Genomic DNA, 17,014 nt, shown 5'->3' with positions numbered 1-17,014 from the left:
CCCTCGCTCCCTGAAACTCGGACCTGGATCCTGCGACGATGCTGCGGCTCACGGGGGCCGCCGCCGTTCGACGATCTGTACGCACGGGAGTCTAGGCCCTGATAAAGGCAGGGTAAGCAGCCCGTCACGGGCCCTGCACGCGAGGGTGGGGTTTTCCTCAGTTGATCCTGGCGGTCCACCTCATGGCGCCGTCGCCCGCCGCCGGGCACGCTAACGCATATGACCCAACGCATCACGTCCCCGGGGACGACGGCGGCCCGGGGGGCCGCGGGGCAGGACGACCGTCCGCCGCCGGCCCGGCTCGCCTACGACCGGCACACCTGGAAGGAGATCGCGCACCTGCTGGCCAACCTTCCGGTGGCGCTGCTCGGTTTCATCTATGTCGTGACGGTGTTCTCCACCGGTTTCGGGCTGACCGTCACGGTGATCGGGTTCCCGCTGCTGGCGGCCGGACTCGTGGGGGCGCGGCAGTTGGGCAGGCTGGAGCGGGCGCGGGCCCGGGCGCTGCTCGGGGTGCGGATCGAGGAGCCGAGCCGGCTGCGGATGCGGGGCGGGGGCGGCTTCTTCCAGCGGTTGTGGATGCAGTTGAAGGACCCGGTGGGCTGGCGTACGGCGCTGTACGAGTTCATCCGGTTGCCGTGGGGGGTGCTCACCTTCACGGTCACGCTGGCCTCGCTGTTCGTGCTGTGGCCGGTGCTGCCGTTCATCGCGCGGGGGCTGACCAACGCCGACCGGGCCATGGTGCGGGCGCTGCTGTCGCCCTCCGACGAGCTGGAGCGGCGGATCGCCGAGCTGGAGTCGGACCGGGGGGTCGTGGTGGACACGGCCGCGGCAGACCTGCGGCGCATCGAGCGGGATCTGCACGACGGGGCGCAGGCGCGGCTGGTGAATCTGGCGATGGGGCTGGGCCTGGCGAAGGAGAAGGTGCTGGAGGATCCGGACGCCGCGGCGGCGATGGTCGAGGAGGCGCACGGCGAGGTGAAGCTGGCGCTCCAGGAGTTGCGGGATCTGGCGCGCGGGATCCATCCGGCGGTTCTGACCGACCGCGGTCTGGACGCGGCCCTGTCCTCGGTCGCCTCGCGCTGCACGGTCCCGGTGAAGGTGACGGTCGATCTGCCGGAGCGGCCGGCCGCGGCCATCGAGGGCATCGCCTACTTCACCGTCTCTGAGCTGCTGCAGAACGTGAGCAAGCACAGCCGGGCGAAGTCGGCCTCGGTGGATGTGTGGCGGACCGACACCCGGCTGCTCATCCAGGTGTGGGACGACGGGCACGGGGGCGCGAGCCTGGACGGCGGTACGGGGATGAAGGGGCTGGCGGAGCGGCTGGACGCCGTCGACGGGCTGTTCGTCCTGGAGTCGCCCGAGGGCGGTCCGACGACGGTCACGGCGGAACTGCCGTGGCGTGACCGGTCCGGGGCCGCGGGATAGGGGCCGCGGGGTAGGGGGCCTGGGACAGGCCCCAGGGCAGGCGCCACCGGATTGGCCTCCGGGGCGGGCGCCCCGAGACAGGCCCCCGGGGCAGGCGCCCCGAGACAGAGCCCCGGGGTAGGGAAAACCCCCCGGCCAAGACGCCGACGGACTCCATGGTTCGCCGACCTGCGGCGGAGCAGGGTGGAGGTACGGGAGCACAGCCGCGGGACGAGGAGAAGGACGGCGCCGATGGCCACGGAGTACGGACAGGGATACGGGCTCGACAGCGGGTCGGGCTTCCCGACGAGCACCGAACGGCGGCACCGGCTGCCGGCCGTGCTGCGGGCGCCGGTCGAGGGCCGCACCTGGCTGGAGCTCACCCATGTGCTGCTCAGCCTGCCGATCAGCATCCTGTTGTTCACCTACGCCGTCACGATGGTGTCGCTGGGGGCGGGACTGCTGGTCACGTTCCTCGGTGTACCGGTGCTGGCGGCGGCGCTCGCCGGGTGCCGCGGTTTCGGGGCGCTGGAGCGGATGCGGGCCCGGGGGCTGCTGGGGCTGGAGGTGGCCGAGCCGGAGCCGCTGCGGATGCGGAAGCCGGGCGCGATGGCGTGGATGGGGGCCGTCCTCAAGAGCGGCGCCTCGTGGCGGGCGCTGCTGTACGCGGTGCTGCACCTGCCCTGGGCGGTGTTCTCGTTCGTCGTGGCCGTGAACGTGTGGGTGTTGGGCTGGGCGTTGCTGACGTATCCGCTGTGGTTCTGGGTGTTCCCGGTGTACGCGGGGCAGGACGGGGTGCAGCTGTACGGCGACGAGGCGCACCGGATCTACCTGGACAACCCGTTCGAGATCACGGTGACCGCGCTGGTGGGGCTGCTCTTCACGATCGCCACGCCGTGGATCGTGCGGGCGCTGACGATGGTGGACCGGCTGATGGTGCACGGGCTGCTCGGGCCGTCGCGGCTGGTCTCCCGGGTGGTGGAGCTGGAGTCGGACCGGGGGGTCGTGGTCGACACGGCCGCGGCCGACCTGCGGCGCATCGAGCGGGATCTGCACGACGGGGCGCAGGCCCGGCTGGTGGCGCTGGCCATGGATCTGGGTCTGGCGAAGGAGAAGCTCCAGGAGGATCCGCGGGCGGCCGCGCGGATGGTGGACGAGGCGCACGGCGAGGTGAAGACGGCGCTGCAGGAGCTGCGGGACCTGGCCCGGGGGATTCACCCGGCGGTGCTGACGGACCGGGGGCTGGACGCGGCGCTGTCGGCGGTGGCGTCGCGGTGCACGGTGCCGGTGCAGGTCGAGGTCGACCTCGCGGAGCGGCCGGCGCCGGCGATCGAGGGGATCGCGTACTTCACGGTGTCGGAGCTGCTGCAGAACGTCAGCAAGCACGCGCGGGCGACGTGGGCGGGCGTCGAGGTGTGGCGGACGGAGAACCGGCTGATGCTGCAGGTCGTGGACAACGGCGTGGGCGGGGCCGACGTCTCCCAGGGGTCCGGTCTCGCGGGACTTGCGGACCGGCTCGACGCGGTGGACGGGATCCTGGTGGTGGACTCGCCGGCGGGCGGTCCGACCCGGGTGACCGCCGAGTTGCCGTGGCGGGGGGCCCACGTGCGGTGACCGCCCCGGCCCTGGCCCTGTCAGGGCTCGGGGCCGCGAGCCCTGACAGGGCCAGGTCCAGGGCCAGGGGCAGTCCGCCTCCGGCCCTTCAACCTTCCCTCACCACCCGATCGGCCAGTCAAGAAGCCGGTCCCGTCCCCATACTCCCCCGGACCCTGAAATGCTGGACCCGTCGCACGGGTGGGCGCGGAGCCGTTGTGGGCTGCGGACGGGCGGCAGCGGGCTGTGGGGGGCCGGACATCGTGGAGGACAGGGTGCGGGTGGTCGTCGCCGAGGATTCGGTGCTGCTCAGAGAGGGCCTGACCCGGTTGCTGACCGACCGCGGGCACGACGTGGTCGCCGGTGTGGGTGACGGCGAGGCTCTGATCAAGACCATCACGGAGCTGGACGCGCAGGGCGAGCTGCCGGACGTGGTCGTGGCGGACGTGCGGATGCCGCCGACTCACACGGACGAGGGAGTGCGGGCGGCGGTGCAGCTGCGCAAGGCGCATCCGGGGCTCGGGGTGCTGGTGCTGTCGCAGTACGTGGAGGAGCGCTACGCGACGGAGCTGCTCGCCGGGTCCAGCCGGGGGGTCGGCTATCTGCTGAAGGACCGGGTGGCCGAGGTGCGGGAGTTCGTGGACGCGGTGGTGCGGGTGGCCGGGGGCGGCACGGCGCTCGACCCGGAGGTGGTCGCGCAGCTGCTGGGCCGCAGCCGTAAGCAGGACGTGCTGGCGGGGCTCACCCCCAGGGAGCGCGAGGTGCTGGGGCTGATGGCCGAGGGGCGGACGAACTCGGCGATCGCGCGGCAGCTGGTGGTCAGCGACGGGGCGGTCGAGAAGCACGTCAGCAACATCTTCCTGAAGCTGGGGCTGTCCCCGAGCGAGGGCGATCACCGCAGGGTCCTGGCCGTGCTGACGTATCTCAATTCCTGACGTTCACGATCCCCAACCCCGGAAACCCGGACAAAGACGGACGCATACCCATACCGAAGTCGTGTCCAAGATGCGAATGACCCGCAGAACGCGACCCTTGCGGTCGTAGGGTTGATCCCGGGAGGGCCTGCGGGAAGGCCTGTCCCGGACAGCGTCCTCGAGGGAGGTCCAGTTCAGTGACCAGCCAGGTCAGTAGCCCAGCGGAGCAGGCCGACGAAGCAGTCGCAGGAGAGCAGCGCAAAGCGGCGGGGGCGAAGGATGTCCGCCGCCTCGACCGGGTGATCATCAGGTTCGCGGGGGACTCGGGTGACGGCATGCAGCTCACCGGTGACCGTTTCACCTCGGAGACCGCGTCGTTCGGCAACGACCTGTCGACCCTGCCGAACTTCCCGGCCGAGATCAGGGCCCCCGCCGGAACCCTGCCGGGTGTGTCGTCCTTCCAGCTGCACTTCGCCGACCACGACATCCTCACCCCCGGTGACGCGCCGAACGTGCTGGTGGCGATGAACCCGGCCGCGCTGAAGGCGAACATCGGCGACCTGCCGCGCGGCGCCGAGGTGATCGTCAACACGGACGAGTTCACCAAGCGAGCGATGCAGAAGGTCGGCTACGAGACGTCTCCGCTGGAGGACGGGTCGCTGGACGGCTACCACCTGCACCCCGTGCCGCTGACGACGCTCACGGTCGAGGCGCTGAAGGAGTTCGACCTCAGCCGCAAGGAGGCCGAGCGCAGCAAGAACATGTTCGCGCTGGGCCTGCTGAGCTGGATGTACCACCGGCCCACCGAGGGCACGGAGAAGTTCCTGACGTCGAAGTTCGCGAAGAAGCCCGAGATCGCGGCGGCCAACATCGCGGCGTTCCGGGCCGGCTGGAACTTCGGCGAGACGACGGAGGACTTCGCCGTCTCCTACGAGGTCGCGCCGGCGGCCACGGCGTTCCCGCCGGGTGTCTACCGCAACATCTCCGGCAACCTCGCCCTGTCTTACGGGCTGGTCGCGGCGAGCCGGCAGGCGGATCTGCCGCTGTACCTGGGGTCGTACCCGATCACTCCGGCGTCCGACATCCTGCACGAGCTGTCCAAACACAAGAACTTCGGCGTGCGGACCTTCCAGGCGGAGGACGAGATCGCAGGCATCGGGGCCGCGCTCGGCGCGGCCTTCGGTGGTTCCCTGGCCGTGACCACCACGAGCGGTCCGGGTGTGGCGCTGAAGTCGGAGACGATCGGTCTCGCGGTCTCGCTGGAGCTGCCGCTGCTGGTGGTGGACATCCAGCGCGGCGGCCCGTCGACGGGTCTGCCCACCAAGACCGAGCAGGCGGACCTGCTCCAGGCGATGTACGGGCGCAACGGCGAGGCGCCGGTTCCGGTGGTCGCGCCGCGCACCCCGGCGGACTGCTTCGACGCCGCGCTCGAGGCGGCGCGGATCGCGCTGACGTACCGCACTCCGGTGTTCCTGCTGTCCGACGGCTATCTGGCCAACGGCTCCGAGCCCTGGCGGATCCCCGACCTCGAGGAGCTGCCGGACCTGCGGGTGCAGTTCGCGCAGGGGCCGAACCACACGCTCGACGACGGTTCCGAGGTGTTCTGGCCGTACAAGCGGGACCCGCAGACGCTGGCCCGCCCGTGGGCGATCCCGGGCACGCCGGGTCTGGAGCACCGGATCGGCGGCATCGAGAAGCAGGACGGCACGGGCAACATCTCCTACGACCCGGCCAACCACGACTTCATGGTGCGCACCCGGCAGGCGAAGATCGACGGCATCGACGTCCCGGACGTCGAGGTGGACGACCCGAAAAAGGCCAGGACGCTGGTGCTGGGCTGGGGTTCGACGTACGGGCCGATCACAGCGGCGGTGCGGCGGCTGCGCAGAGCCGGGGAGTCGGTCGCGCAGGCGCATCTGCGCCATCTCAACCCCTTCCCGCGGAATCTGGGCTCCGTGCTGGAGCGTTACGACAAGGTGGTGATCCCCGAGATGAACCTCGGGCAGCTCGCCACGCTCATCCGGGCGAAGTACCTGGTCGACGCCCACTCGTACACCCAGGTCAACGGCATGCCGTTCAAGGCGGAGCAGCTCGCCGCGGCTCTGAAGGAGGCCATCGATGGCTGACACGTCCACGCACGGCACGGGCACCATCGAGTCGCTTTCCCTCGTCCCCAAGGCCGAGGGCAGGCAGTCGATGAAGGACTTCAAGTCCGACCAGGAAGTGCGCTGGTGCCCCGGCTGCGGCGACTACGCCATCCTGGCCGCGGTGCAGGGTTTCATGCCCGAGCTGGGGCTGGCGAAGGAGAACATCGTCTTCGTCTCGGGCATCGGCTGCTCCTCGCGCTTCCCGTACTACATGAACACCTACGGGATGCACTCCATTCACGGCCGCGCCCCCGCCATCGCCACGGGTCTGGCGAGCTCCCGCCGGGATCTGTCGGTGTGGGTCGTCACCGGTGACGGCGACGCGCTGTCCATCGGCGGCAACCACCTGATCCACGCGCTGCGCCGGAACGTGAACCTCAAGATCCTGCTGTTCAACAACCGGATCTACGGTCTGACCAAGGGCCAGTACTCGCCGACGTCCGAGGTCGGGAAGATCACCAAGTCGACGCCGATGGGTTCGCTGGACGCGCCGTTCAACCCGGTGTCGCTGGCGCTCGGCGCGGAGGCGTCGTTCGTGGCGCGGACGGTGGACTCCGACCGCAAGCACCTGACTGAGGTGCTGCGCCAGGCCTCCGCCCACCAGGGCACGGCGCTGATCGAGATCTACCAGAACTGCAACATCTTCAACGACGGCGCCTTCGACGCCCTGAAGGACAAGCAGCAGGCCGAGGAGGCCGTGATCCGGCTGGAGCACGGCAAGCCGATCCGGTTCGGTGCCGACCTGGCCAAGGGTGTGGTCCGGGACCCGCTGACCGGTGATCTGAAGGTGGTCGCCGTGACGCCGGACAACGAGGACCAGGTGCTCGTTCACGACGCGCACTCCCCGTCCCCGACCACGGCGTTCGCGCTGTCGCGCCTCGCCGACCCGGACACCCTGCACCACACGCCGATCGGTGTCCTGCGCTCGGTCGAGCGGCCCGTCTACGACACGCAGATGGCCGACCAGCTCGACACCGCGATCGAGCAGCACGGCAAGGGCGACCTGGGCGCGCTGCTGGCGGGCGGCGACACCTGGACGGTCGTCGGCTGACCCGGCCGGAGGGAACCCCGGGGCCCGGCCCGCCTAGGAGGCGGCCCGGGCCTCGTCGTATGCCCGGCGGGCCTGCTCCACGTCGTCCATGCGCTGGTGCGTCCAGGCCGCGAGGGCCTTGACCTGCTCGGCGGCCTCGCGGCCCAGGGCGGTGAGGGAGTAGTCGACGCGCGGCGGGATGACGGGCTTGGCGTCGCGGTGGACGAGTCCGTCGCGCTCCAGGGTCTGGAGGGTCTGGGTCAGCATCTTCTCGCTGACGACCCGGTTTCCGTAGGCGCTGATCGCTCGGCGCAATTCGCTGAAGCGGTAGGGGCGGTTCAGGAGCTCGGTGAGGACGAGCACGCCCCAGCGGCTGGTCACATGCTCCAGGACCAGCCGGTAGGGGCACAGGGCTTCACTGGTACTTACCGACATGCCAGTACCTTACTTCAAAGTGGGTACTTTCGAAGAGTTAGCGCATCTCCTAGGGTTAGTGCCAACGCACCCCACAAGGAGAGTCCTCACCATGAGCATCGTCGTCACCGGAGCCACCGGACACCTCGGCCGCCACGTCGTGGAGCAGCTGCTGGAGAAGGTCCCCGCCGGGCAGATCACTGCGGTCGTCCGTAACGCCGAGAAGGCCGCCGGCTTCGCGGACCGCGGCGTGAAGATCGCGCTGGCCGACTACAACGACCCCGCCTCCTACGACGGCCTCTTCTCCGCCGGCGACAAGGTGCTGCTGATCTCGGGCAACGAGTTCGACAAGGGCCGGGTGCAGCAGCACAAGGTCGTCATCGACGCCGCCAAGGCCGCCGGTGTCGCCCTGCTCGCCTACACCAGCGCCCCCGGCACCCTGACCGCCGCGCTCGCCGACGACCACCGCGGCACCGAGGAGATCCTGCTGGACTCCGGTGTGCCCTACGCGCTGCTGCGCAACGGCTGGTACCACGAGAACTACACCGAGAACCTCGCCCCGGTGCTGGAGCACAACGCGGTCGTCGCCGCCGCCGGTGAGGGCAGGGTCTCCTCCGCCTCCCGGGCCGACTACGCCGCGGCCGCCGTCGCCGTGCTGACCGGTGAGGGGCACGAGAACAAGACGTACGAGCTGGGCGGCGACACTTCCTGGAGCTTCGCCGAGTACGCGGCCGAGCTGGGCCGGCAGACCGGCAAGGAGATCGCCTACAACGCCGTCCCCGCCGACGCCCTGGTGGGCATCCTGACCGGCGCGGGCCTGCCCGAGCCGTTCGCCCGGATCCTCGCGGGTGTGGACGTCGCCATCGAGAAGGGCGAGCTGGTCGTCTCCTCCGGCGATCTGTCCCGCCTGACCGGCCGCCCGACGACCCCGTTCGCCGAGGCCATCGCCGCCGCGCTCAAGGGCTGACCCTCCCCCGCGCCGCACCACCCCCGGACTGTCATGACCGTATACCGATACGGACATGACAGCCGGGGGCGCTCGGCGTTACCGTCGTCCACGCGGACACACGCCAGGCGCGAAGGAGGGGCCCGTGACCGGCAAGCCGAGGGGTGAGCGGCACATAGGACTGCTGAACGGCTTCGCGGCCTACGGGATGTGGGGGCTCGTCCCCCTGTTCTGGCCCCTGCTGAAGCCGGCCGGCGCGGTCGAGATCCTGGCCCACCGGATGGTGTGGTCGCTGGTCTTCGTGGGCGCCGCCCTGCTGGTGATGCGCCGCTGGGCCTGGGCCGGTGAGCTGCTGCGGCAGCCCCGCAAGCTGGCGCTGATCACGGTCGCCGCGGCGGTCATCACCGTGAACTGGGGCCTGTACATCTGGTCCGTGAACTCCGGGCACGTGGTCGAGGCCTCGCTCGGGTACTTCATCAACCCGCTGGTCACCATCGCGATGGGCGTGCTGCTGCTGAAGGAGCGGCTGCGGCCGGTGCAGTGGGCGGCGGTGGGGACCGGCGTCGTCGCGGTCGTCGTGCTGACCATCGGCTACGGCCGGCCCCCGTGGATCTCGCTCTGTCTCGCGTTCTCCTTCGCCACCTACGGGCTGGTGAAGAAGAAGGTGGGCCTCGGCGGCATCGAGTCGCTGGCCGCCGAGACGGCGATCCAGTTCCTGCCCGCGCTCGGCTTCCTGGCGTGGCTCGCCGCGCGGGGCGACTCCACCTTCACCGGCGAGGGCGCGGGGCACGCGGCGCTGCTCGCCTCGGCCGGCATCGTCACCGCGCTTCCCCTGGTCTGCTTCGGCGCGGCCGCCATCCGCGTGCCCCTGTCCACGATCGGCCTGCTCCAGTACTCGACGCCGGTCCTGCAGTTCCTTCTCGGCATCTTCTACTTCCACGAGGAGATGCCGCCGGAGCGCTGGGCCGGGTTCGCGCTGGTGTGGCTGGCGTTGACGCTGCTCACCTGGGACGCCTTGCGCGCCGCCCGCCGGGCCTCCCGGACGCTGACCAGCGAAATGAAGGTGCCCAGCACCACCAGGGCGACCGGCACGGTCAGTGCCGCGCGGAACGCCGAGAGCGTGGCCTCCGGGCCGGACCCGGTGGACGCCAGGCCGTAGACCGCGGTCACCGCCGCGATGCCGATCGCCGCGCCGAACTGTGTCGCCGTGGTGAGCAGCCCGCCGGCCAGGCCCTGCTCCGACTCGGCCACCCCGTCCGTCGCCGCGATCGTCAGCGGACCGTAGGCCAGGGCGAACGCGAGGCCGGAGAGCAGCAGGGTCGGGAACATCATGGCGTAGGACCAGTCCATGCCGACCGGCAGGAACAGCGCGTAGGAGGCCACGGCCAGGAGGAAGCCGCCCGTGATCACCCGGGCGTGGCCGAAGCGTGTGACCAGCCGGGGCGTGAGCGTGGGCGACAGGACGGCGTCGATGCCCATGACGACCAGGGCCACCGCCGTCTGCAGGGACGACCAGCCGCGCAGTTCTTGCAGGTAGAGCGTGACGACGAACTGGAAGCCGAAGAAGGCGCCGAGGAAGAGCAGCGCCCCGAGGTCGGCGCGCACGGCCGGGCTCCAGCGCAGCATGCCGAGCCGGACGAGCGGGTCGGGGCAGCGGCGCTCGACCGCGACGAAGACACCTGCCGTGATCACGGCCGCGAGGCCCGAGGCCAGGGTGAGCGGCCAGTGGTGCAGGCCGTGCTCCAGGCGTACGACGGTGTAGGCGGCCAGCAGCATGGCGCCGGCGGCGGTGATCGCGCCGGGCAGGTCGAAGGTGCGCCCGCGCTGGGGCGGGGCGTCGCGCCGCGGGATCAGGCGTACGGCCGCGAGGAGCAGGGCGGCGGCCAGCAGCACGGGTGCGAAGAACACCCAGCGCCAGCCGATCTCGGTGAGCAGGCCGCCGATCACCAGGCCGAGGGAGAAGCCTGCCGCACCCGTCCCGGCGAAGACCAGCAGGGCCTTGTTGCGCTGCGGGCCCTCCTCGTACGACGTGGTGATCAGGGAGAGCGCGGCCGGGGTCATGAACGCGGCGGCGACGCCCGTGACGAACCGGGCGACGATCAGCATCCAGCCGTCCGTCGCGAAGCCGCCCAGCCCCGAGAAGGCGAGGAAGACGGTCAGCCAGAGCAGGAACATCCGCCGCCGTCCGAGCAGGTCGGCGGCCCGCCCGCCCAGCAGGGTGAAGCCGGCGTAGCCGAGCACGTAGGCGCTCATCACCCAGGCCGCGGTGCCGGTGGCAAGGCCCAGATCGGCGCGGACGGCCGGGATCGCCACCGCCATCATCGCGACGTCGATGCCTTCGAGGAAGATCGTTCCGCACAGAACGAGCAGTAGCGCCCAGGCACGGGTGCCCATGAGTCAACACTCCTCCGCTGAGGGGCGGTTACGCAAGTGAGGGTCGGTTCCCTCTTGTAACCACGGCCCACCCTGCGGCAGCATCGACAGACATGGAAGAAGGCACTTCAAAGTCACCGAGTCACTGCGGGAGCACCGTGGACCACGGCGACGCCGATCCCTTCCAGTGGGACACCCGCGAGGACTGCCAGGTCCGGCAGATCCTCGACCGGATCGCCGACAAGTGGTCGCTGCTGGTCATCGCGCTGCTGGACAACCGGCGGCTGCGCTTCACCGAGCTGCGCCGGGAGATCGACGGTGTCAGCCAGCGGATGCTGACGGTGACGCTGCGCTCCCTGGAGCGGGACGGCCTGGTCAAGCGGACGGTGCACCCGGTGGTTCCGCCGCGGGTCGACTACGAACTGACCTCCCTCGGCGGGACGCTGCACACCACGATCCAGTCCCTGGTGACCTGGACGGAGGCGCACCAGGAGGAGATCGCGCAGGCCCGGACCGCGTACGACACCCGTGCGGCCGAGGGCGCGGAGGCTACGGCTCCGTAGACGCCTGGCGGGCGCGGTGCGCCCGGACCTTCTCGCGGTTGCCGCAGTGCTCCATCGCGCACCAGCGGCGGCGGCCCGGGCGGGAGGTGTCGACGAAGAGCAGGTGGCAGTTGTGGGCGCCGCACTCGCGGACGCGGTCGGCGTGGGGCCCGGTGAACAGGTCGATCGCGTCGCGGGCGACGGTCGCGAGCAGGTGGGTGCCGGTGGCGCCGGGGGCCCAGGCACGGGTGCCGTCGGGCCCTATGCGGGCGATGAGCGGGGGCTCGGCCGCTGCCGCGTTGACGACGTCCAGCTGCGCGGCGCGCAGGGGGCGTCCGTGGGCACGGTCGGCCGCGAGCAGGAACACCGCGTCGCGCAGGGCGCGGGCCCGTTGCAGTTCCCCGGCGGAGACGGTGAGGTCCAGTCCGTCGGGCAGCCGGCTGCGTCCGGCCCAGGTGACCAGGTCGGCCGGTTCGTGCAGCACTTCCCAGCGGGCGAAGGCCCCGGGGCCGCCCGTCACCGTCAGCTCCAGGCACAGGGTGCCGGGGTCGAAGCGGTAGTGCTTGCCCTGGCCCGAGACCAGCGTCAGGCCGGGCGTTCGATCCGGCGTTTCCCCTGCGCGTCCACTCACCTAACCAGTATAAGTGGTTACATGACGCAGACACCCGCATCACCGACTCCCGTGCACTGGAAACTCGTCATCGACGCGAACGACCCGCATGCGCAGGCCGACTTCTGGGCCGCCGCCCTTCACTACGAGGTGGAGGACAACAGCGCCCTGATCGGGAAGCTGCTCGGCTTCGGCGCCCTGCCGGAGGAGGCCACGGTCGACTTCCACGGCCGCCGCGCCTTCCGGGACCTCGTCGCCGTACGGCACCCCGAGGATCCGTTCGAGGAGGAGAGCGGGACCGGGCTGGGGCGCAGGCTGCTGTTCCAGCGGGTGCCGGAGGCGAAGACGGGCAAGAACCGGCTGCACCTCGATCTGCACCCGGGCGAGGGACGCCGCGACGAGGAGGTCGCACGGCTGGAGGGGCTCGGGGCCGGTGCGCTGCGGCGGGTGCAGGAGCGGGGCGGCGAGTGGGTCGTGATGGCGGATCCGGAAGGGAACGAGTTCTGCGTGCACTGACCCGGGCGCCGGTGGGTGCGGCGACCCGGGCGCCCGCGGGGAAGGACCGATGTTCCGCACCCTGCGACCCGGGCGCCGGAGGCCCGCACTCCGTACGCGCTTCGTTACGCGCTCCGTATCGCCTTCCGTAACGCCCTGGCGAAATACGTACCTTGACGGAGAGTCAATACCAGCTTCACCATCCAGGCACCCCATTCACTGTGGGCGGCCCGTGGACACCCCATGGGCTTCCCGACGGAATCCGGAGCCCCCACATGAAGCTCTCCGTTTCCGCGCGCGCCGTCGCCGCAGGCAGCATGGCAACAGCCATGCTCCTGACCGGCGGTGCCGTGGCCGACGCCGCGTCGTCCGCTTTCCCCGGAGCGGCCGCCGCGCCGGACATACCCGTGGCGAACGTCAAGACCCACCTGTCCCAGCTGCAGTCCATAGCCACCGCCAACGGCGGCAACCGGGCGCACGGCAGGACCGGTTACAAGGCCTCGCTCGACTATGTGAAGGCCAAGCTGGACGCCGCCGGATACACCACCGCCATCCAGCAGTTCACCGCGTCCGGCCGCACCGGCTACAACCTGATCGCCGACTGGCCGGGCGGCGACGCGAACCAGGTCGTGATGGCCGGTTCGCACCTCGACAGCGTCTCCTCCGGGGCCGGCATCAACGACAACGGCTCCGGCTCGGCCGCCGTCCTGGAGACCGCCCTGGCCGTGTCCCGGGCGCAGTACAAGCCCACCAAGCACCTGCGGTTCGCCTGGTGGGGCGCGGAGGAGCTCGGCCTGGTCGGCTCCCGCTACTACGTCAACCGGCTGGCCACCGGCGACCGTTCCAGGATCAGCGCCTACCTGAACTTCGACATGATCGGCTCCCCGAACCCCGGCTACTTCGTCTACGACGACGACCCGGCGATCGAGAAGACCTTCAAGGACTACTTCGGCGGCATCGGCGTCCCGACCGAGATCGAGACCGAGGGCGACGGCCGCTCCGACCACGCGCCCTTCAAGAGCGCGGGCGTGCCGGTGGGCGGTCTGTTCACCGGGGCGAGCCGGACGATGACGGCGGCGCAGGCGGCCAAGTGGGGCGGTACGGCGGGGCGGGCCTTCGACCGCTGCTACCACTCCTCCTGCGACACCACCGCCAACATCAACGACACCGCCCTGAACCGCAACAGCGACGCTCTCGCGTACGCCGTGTGGGAGCTGTCGGAGTAGCCCCGGGGCAGCGCCTACCGGTTGCGGGCGGCGCGTTCGGTGAGGCGGCCCATGCGGGCGCGGGCCGCCTCCAGCTGCTCGACCTCCTCGGCGGCCGGGCCGTCCTCGGCGGCGAGCTCCGTCCACAGCCCGATCAGGTCGCGCCCCAGCTCCAGTCCCAGCGCCGGGTCGCGCACCGCCCGCCAGGCGGTGGCCGCGCTCTCCACGTTGCCGTAGGCGGCCTCCGCGTCGCCGGCCCGGCGGCGGGCACCGGCCAGATCGAGCGACAGCCGGCAGGCGCGCAGCGGGTCGCCCGCCAAGTAGGCGATGTACGCGGTGAGTTCACGCAGCCGGAGCACCTCGGGGTGCTCCGGCCCGAGTGTGCCCGACGCCTGCACGACGGTCTGCTCCGCCAGTCCGGCCGCAGCCTCGATCCTGCCTTCCTTCACCGCCTCGTTGATCCGCGCGACCGGCTCCGCGAGGAGCGCGGGCGTGTGGGGGTCGCCCGGGGCGGTGAGGGGTTCGTCCCCGAGCACGGCCTCCGCGACGGCGTCGAAGCCGCGGGGAGGGGTGGGCTTGGGATCGGGGTCGGCGGCGATCAGGGCGGGGTCGGGAAGCGCTCCGCGTCGCGGAGCCGGGGGCGACTCCGGAACGGGGAGCGGCCTCGCGTCCATGGGCGGGGGCGGGCCGAACGCGCCGGTGGGCGGCGCGACGGTGCCGGGCGGCATCGCCGTGCCCGGGGCCGGTGGCGCGTCCTCGGGCACGGGCTCCGCCGACTCCGGTACGGCTCGCGGCTCGAACGTCGGCACGACCTCATCGGCCGGCTGCGGCTCGGGCACGGCCCGCAGCGGGAACGTCGGCGCCGAACCGGACCCCCGCAGCGGGCGCAGCACGTGCGTGGCGCTGTCCTCGCGCGGGTGCCGGGGCTCGGCCGCTGGGGCGCCGCCGCTCGGGGCGTGCTCCGGCTCGGGCGGCGTCATGGCGTCGACATCCCGGGCGTGCTGCGGCTCCGGAGGCGTCATGGCGTCGGCGCCCTGAGCGTGCTGCGGCTGCGGCGGCGGCAGGTCATCACGGACGGGCCGCGGCGGCTCCGCCGGAACCGTGGCGAACGGCTCCGCCGTGAAGTGGCTGGAGCCGTCCGGGTCGACCTGGAGCGGGACGACGTAGCCGATGCGCTCGTCGCGGATCGTGGCGAGGACGGGGTGGCCGGTGGCGAGGGCGATGTGGTGGAGGCGGTTCAGGACGGCCCGCTGGATCTCCTCGCCGGGGGCCGCGAAGACCGGGACGCCACCGACGGAGGCACCGTCGGACACCCCGCCCGCTCCCCCTCCCACGTCCGTTCCGGCCCCGGGGACATGGACGTCGATCGGCGCCGCCGGGGTCGCCGCGTGTGCGGCCTGCTGCTGTTCCCGCTTCTTCTCGCGGCTGAGTCGCGACATCGTCCCCTCACTCGGCGTCGTACACCTACTGTCGAGTGTGTCCGCTCGCCCCCGTTTCTCACGTCACTACGGTGTCACAGGCTCGTCCCAAGGGCCGTCGGCCCCGGCAGGGTCGTGGTGACGGGCATGATGACCGGGCGCACGAGGGAGGAGAGGGGCATGCACACAGGCATGCGACAGGGACCGGAGATCTGGCTGCGCGGCCCGGTGACGCCCCCGGAGCCGATGTCGCCGGAGCCCGCGCACGCCCATGCCGCGGCCCGGCGCTTCTCCTGGGTCGGCACGCACGGCGGTGCGGGCGTCTCCACGCTCACCGCGGTCTACGGCGGTCAGGACTGCGGCCGGTCCTGGCCCGGGCCCGGCGATCCCCCGTCGGTGCTGCTGGTCGCGCGGACGCACGCGGCCGGTCTGGACACGGTCGCCGGGGCCGTGGAGATCTTCCGGCGCGGCCGGGCTCCGCAGGGGCTCGACCTGGACGCCGTCGTCCTCGTGGCGGACGCCCCGGGCCGGCTGCCGCGCCCGCTCGCCCAGCGGGTCAGGGCACTGGAGTCGGTCATCGACGTGTACCGCGTGCCGTGGGTGCCGTCCTGGCGGCTCGGCGAGCTCGGGCGCCCGCCGCGCGAGACGGAGGCCCTGGCCCGGCTGACGGGAGCGGCACGCTGACGGCCGTCCCCGGGCTGGCCGCACCCCTGTCGGGCGTCCCGCTGTCGGACGTCCCGCTGTCGCCCGCGCCCCTGCCGGACATACCGCTGTCGGACGTACCCCTGTCGGCCGTGGAGATCGCGGCGGGTGTGCGGGCCCGGGAGCTGCGCGCGGTGGACGTGGTCGCGCAGACCCTGGGCCGGATCGAGCGGATCGATCCGCGGCTGTGCGCGTTCGTCGAGGTGTGGGCCGACGAGGCGTTGCGGCGGGCGGGTGAGGTGGACGGGCGACTCGACCGTGGGGGCGCGGATCCCTCCCTTCCGCTGGCCGGTGTGCCGGTCGCGGTGAAGGGGCGGCACGGGCTGCGCGCGGCTGGTCCGCTGCTCGCGGCCGGGGCGGTGGCCGTGGGGGCGACGTCCGTGCCCGGGCCGGGCACGCCCTGGCAGACCTGGGGGCTCGGGGCCCGGGGCCGTACCGTCAATCCGTGGCGGACCGACCGTACGCCGGGTGGCTCGTCGGCCGGGGCGGCGGCGGCCGTTGCGGCCGGGCTGGTGCCGCTGGCGACGGGGAGCGACGGGGCCGGGTCGGTGCGGATACCGGCGGCGTGGTGCGGGGTGGCCGGGCTGAAGACCACGGCCGGGCGGCTGCCCTCCGCCGACCGTACGGGGCTCGCGGTCCCCGGTGTGCTCGCCCGCTGCGCCGCGGACGCGGCGAGTTGGTGGCAGGTGGTGGCGGGCGAGCCGGAGCCCGCTTTCCCCGCCCTCCCCGTCACCGCCGTCTGGTCCCCCGACCTCGGTTTCGCCGGGCCGGATCCGGAGCCGGTCGCGCTCGGCCGGGCCGCGGTGGAACGGCTCGTGGCGGCGGGTGTCGTGCGGCTCGTACGGCCGCGGGTGCCGGTGAGGCTCATGGATCCCGGGCCCGCGTGGCTCGCGCTGCGCACGCCCGGTGCCGACCTGGCCGGGGCCCACCGCGTCCGGGCGGAGAACGACCGGCGCCTCGCCGCGCTGTTCGCCGACGCCGGGCTGCTGCTGACCCCTACGGCCCCCACGGCCCCGCACGGTCACGAGGGGCCCGGGGACCGCTACTCCACCTCGCTCACCTGGGCGTTCAACGTCAGCGGGCACCCGGCGCTGAGCCTCCCGGCCGGCTTAGGCGGGGACGGCTGCCCGGCCGGGCTTCAGCTGGTCGCACCGCACGGGCGGGAGGCGCTGCTGCTGGCCGTGGCACGGGAGGCGGAGGCGCGGACCGAAGGCTGAC

At 72.2% G+C, this 17,014-nt stretch carries 15 protein-coding genes and 1 pseudogene; 12 read left to right on the top strand and 4 right to left on the bottom strand.

The features are described 5' to 3' along the window. Positions 1-219 precede the first annotated feature (219 nt). The 5 genes from IGS69_RS20725 to IGS69_RS20705 all read left to right on the top strand — a co-directional run bounded on the left by IGS69_RS20725 (position 220) and on the right by IGS69_RS20705 (position 7,112). Positions 220-1,428 carry a sensor histidine kinase gene (locus tag IGS69_RS20725; RefSeq protein ID WP_190901997.1) on the top strand — a complete coding sequence of 403 codons (1,209 nt, stop codon included), beginning with the start codon at positions 220-222 and terminating at the stop codon, positions 1,426-1,428. Positions 1,429-1,659: 231 nt separating this feature from the next. Next, positions 1,660-3,021, top strand: a complete 1,362-nt coding sequence (locus IGS69_RS20720) for a sensor histidine kinase (RefSeq protein WP_190901995.1) — start codon at positions 1,660-1,662, stop codon at positions 3,019-3,021. 254 nt (positions 3,022-3,275) lie between these two features. After that, a complete protein-coding gene (locus IGS69_RS20715) occupies positions 3,276-3,935 on the top strand; it encodes a response regulator transcription factor (RefSeq protein WP_332836578.1) in 660 nt (219 codons plus the stop codon). Positions 3,936-4,111: 176 nt separating this feature from the next. After that, positions 4,112-6,040 carry a 2-oxoacid:acceptor oxidoreductase subunit alpha gene (locus IGS69_RS20710; RefSeq protein WP_190901991.1) on the top strand — a complete coding sequence of 643 codons (1,929 nt, stop codon included), beginning with the start codon at positions 4,112-4,114 and terminating at the stop codon, positions 6,038-6,040. Further along, on the top strand, positions 6,033-7,112 hold the full coding sequence (locus IGS69_RS20705; RefSeq protein ID WP_190901989.1) for a 2-oxoacid:ferredoxin oxidoreductase subunit beta: 1,080 nt from the start codon (positions 6,033-6,035) through the stop codon (positions 7,110-7,112). The genes IGS69_RS20710 and IGS69_RS20705 overlap by 8 nt, the downstream gene beginning before the upstream one ends. Before the next feature lie 33 nt (positions 7,113-7,145). Here IGS69_RS20705 and IGS69_RS20700 read toward each other — a convergent pair whose 3' ends face one another. After that, positions 7,146-7,526 carry a winged helix-turn-helix transcriptional regulator gene (locus tag IGS69_RS20700; RefSeq protein WP_190901987.1) on the bottom strand — a complete coding sequence of 127 codons (381 nt, stop codon included), beginning with the start codon at positions 7,524-7,526 and terminating at the stop codon, positions 7,146-7,148. 91 nt (positions 7,527-7,617) lie between these two features. Between IGS69_RS20700 and IGS69_RS20695 the strand changes: the two genes are divergently transcribed. Both IGS69_RS20695 and rarD read left to right on the top strand, forming a co-directional pair. After that, a complete protein-coding gene (locus IGS69_RS20695) occupies positions 7,618-8,472 on the top strand; it encodes an SDR family oxidoreductase (protein ID WP_190901985.1) in 855 nt (284 codons plus the stop codon). A 187-nt stretch (positions 8,473-8,659) separates the two neighbouring features. Further along, the gene (gene rarD, locus IGS69_RS20690; RefSeq protein WP_385863356.1) at positions 8,660-9,610 is read left to right on the top strand and encodes an EamA family transporter RarD; all 951 of its coding nucleotides are present in this window, start codon (positions 8,660-8,662) and stop codon (positions 9,608-9,610) included. A gap of 80 nt (positions 9,611-9,690) precedes the next feature. Here the strand turns inward: rarD and IGS69_RS20685 are convergent. Then, positions 9,691-10,770: pseudogene (locus tag IGS69_RS20685) on the bottom strand (MFS transporter); the annotation flags it as partial. Positions 10,771-10,937: 167 nt separating this feature from the next. Here IGS69_RS20685 and IGS69_RS20680 point away from each other — a divergent pair. Beyond that, entirely contained in the window at positions 10,938-11,387 is a 450-nt protein-coding gene (locus IGS69_RS20680) for a winged helix-turn-helix transcriptional regulator (protein ID WP_190901982.1), read from the top strand. On the opposite strand, the gene IGS69_RS20675 is transcribed toward IGS69_RS20680, so the two are convergent. Next, complete coding sequence (locus tag IGS69_RS20675) at positions 11,374-11,949, bottom strand: CGNR zinc finger domain-containing protein (RefSeq protein WP_190904579.1); 576 nt, start codon at positions 11,947-11,949, stop codon at positions 11,374-11,376. The genes IGS69_RS20680 and IGS69_RS20675 overlap by 14 nt on opposite strands. Before the next feature lie 69 nt (positions 11,950-12,018). Here IGS69_RS20675 and IGS69_RS20670 point away from each other — a divergent pair, with 69 nt between their 5' ends. Beyond that, the gene (locus tag IGS69_RS20670; protein WP_190901980.1) at positions 12,019-12,492 is read left to right on the top strand and encodes a VOC family protein; all 474 of its coding nucleotides are present in this window, start codon (positions 12,019-12,021) and stop codon (positions 12,490-12,492) included. 254 nt (positions 12,493-12,746) lie between these two features. Continuing rightward, positions 12,747-13,697, top strand: a complete 951-nt coding sequence (locus IGS69_RS20665) for a M28 family metallopeptidase (protein WP_190901978.1) — start codon at positions 12,747-12,749, stop codon at positions 13,695-13,697. A gap of 14 nt (positions 13,698-13,711) precedes the next feature. Here IGS69_RS20665 and IGS69_RS20660 read toward each other — a convergent pair whose 3' ends face one another. Further along, positions 13,712-15,115: a tetratricopeptide repeat protein gene (locus tag IGS69_RS20660; RefSeq protein ID WP_190901976.1), complete on the bottom strand. Its 1,404-nt coding sequence runs from the start codon at positions 15,113-15,115 to the stop codon at positions 13,712-13,714. A 159-nt stretch (positions 15,116-15,274) separates the two neighbouring features. Between IGS69_RS20660 and IGS69_RS20655 the strand changes: the two genes are divergently transcribed. Continuing rightward, a complete protein-coding gene (locus tag IGS69_RS20655) occupies positions 15,275-15,778 on the top strand; it encodes a DUF6668 family protein (protein ID WP_190901974.1) in 504 nt (167 codons plus the stop codon). Between the two features lie 110 nt (positions 15,779-15,888). After that, complete coding sequence (locus IGS69_RS20650) at positions 15,889-17,013, top strand: amidase (RefSeq protein ID WP_190901972.1); 1,125 nt, start codon at positions 15,889-15,891, stop codon at positions 17,011-17,013. The last annotated feature ends 1 nt before the right edge of the window (position 17,014 follow it).

It is taken from the genome of Streptomyces tuirus (assembly GCF_014701095.1).
GTDB classification, from domain to species: Bacteria; Actinomycetota; Actinomycetes; order Streptomycetales; family Streptomycetaceae; genus Streptomyces; species Streptomyces tuirus.
The sequence above is the reverse complement of the archived record's forward strand: the minus strand, read 5'-3'. Positions and strand labels throughout refer to the sequence as shown.

What these genes read in the sequence shown, in the direction of transcription:
- IGS69_RS20725 (WP_190901997.1), top strand. Translation starts at nt 220, where the DNA reads ATGACCCAACGCATCACGTCCCCGGGGACGACGGCGGCCCGGGGGGCC.
- IGS69_RS20720 (WP_190901995.1), top strand. Translation starts at nt 1,660, where the DNA reads ATGGCCACGGAGTACGGACAGGGATACGGGCTCGACAGCGGGTCGGGC.
- IGS69_RS20705 (WP_190901989.1), top strand. Translation starts at nt 6,033, where the DNA reads ATGGCTGACACGTCCACGCACGGCACGGGCACCATCGAGTCGCTTTCC.
- IGS69_RS20700 (WP_190901987.1), bottom strand. Translation starts at nt 7,526, where the DNA reads ATGTCGGTAAGTACCAGTGAAGCCCTGTGCCCCTACCGGCTGGTCCTG.
- IGS69_RS20695 (WP_190901985.1), top strand. Translation starts at nt 7,618, where the DNA reads ATGAGCATCGTCGTCACCGGAGCCACCGGACACCTCGGCCGCCACGTC.
- rarD (WP_385863356.1), top strand. Translation starts at nt 8,660, where the DNA reads ATGTGGGGGCTCGTCCCCCTGTTCTGGCCCCTGCTGAAGCCGGCCGGC.
- IGS69_RS20680 (WP_190901982.1), top strand. Translation starts at nt 10,938, where the DNA reads ATGGAAGAAGGCACTTCAAAGTCACCGAGTCACTGCGGGAGCACCGTG.
- IGS69_RS20670 (WP_190901980.1), top strand. Translation starts at nt 12,019, where the DNA reads ATGACGCAGACACCCGCATCACCGACTCCCGTGCACTGGAAACTCGTC.
- IGS69_RS20665 (WP_190901978.1), top strand. Translation starts at nt 12,747, where the DNA reads ATGAAGCTCTCCGTTTCCGCGCGCGCCGTCGCCGCAGGCAGCATGGCA.
- IGS69_RS20660 (WP_190901976.1), bottom strand. Translation starts at nt 15,115, where the DNA reads ATGTCGCGACTCAGCCGCGAGAAGAAGCGGGAACAGCAGCAGGCCGCA.
- IGS69_RS20655 (WP_190901974.1), top strand. Translation starts at nt 15,275, where the DNA reads ATGCACACAGGCATGCGACAGGGACCGGAGATCTGGCTGCGCGGCCCG.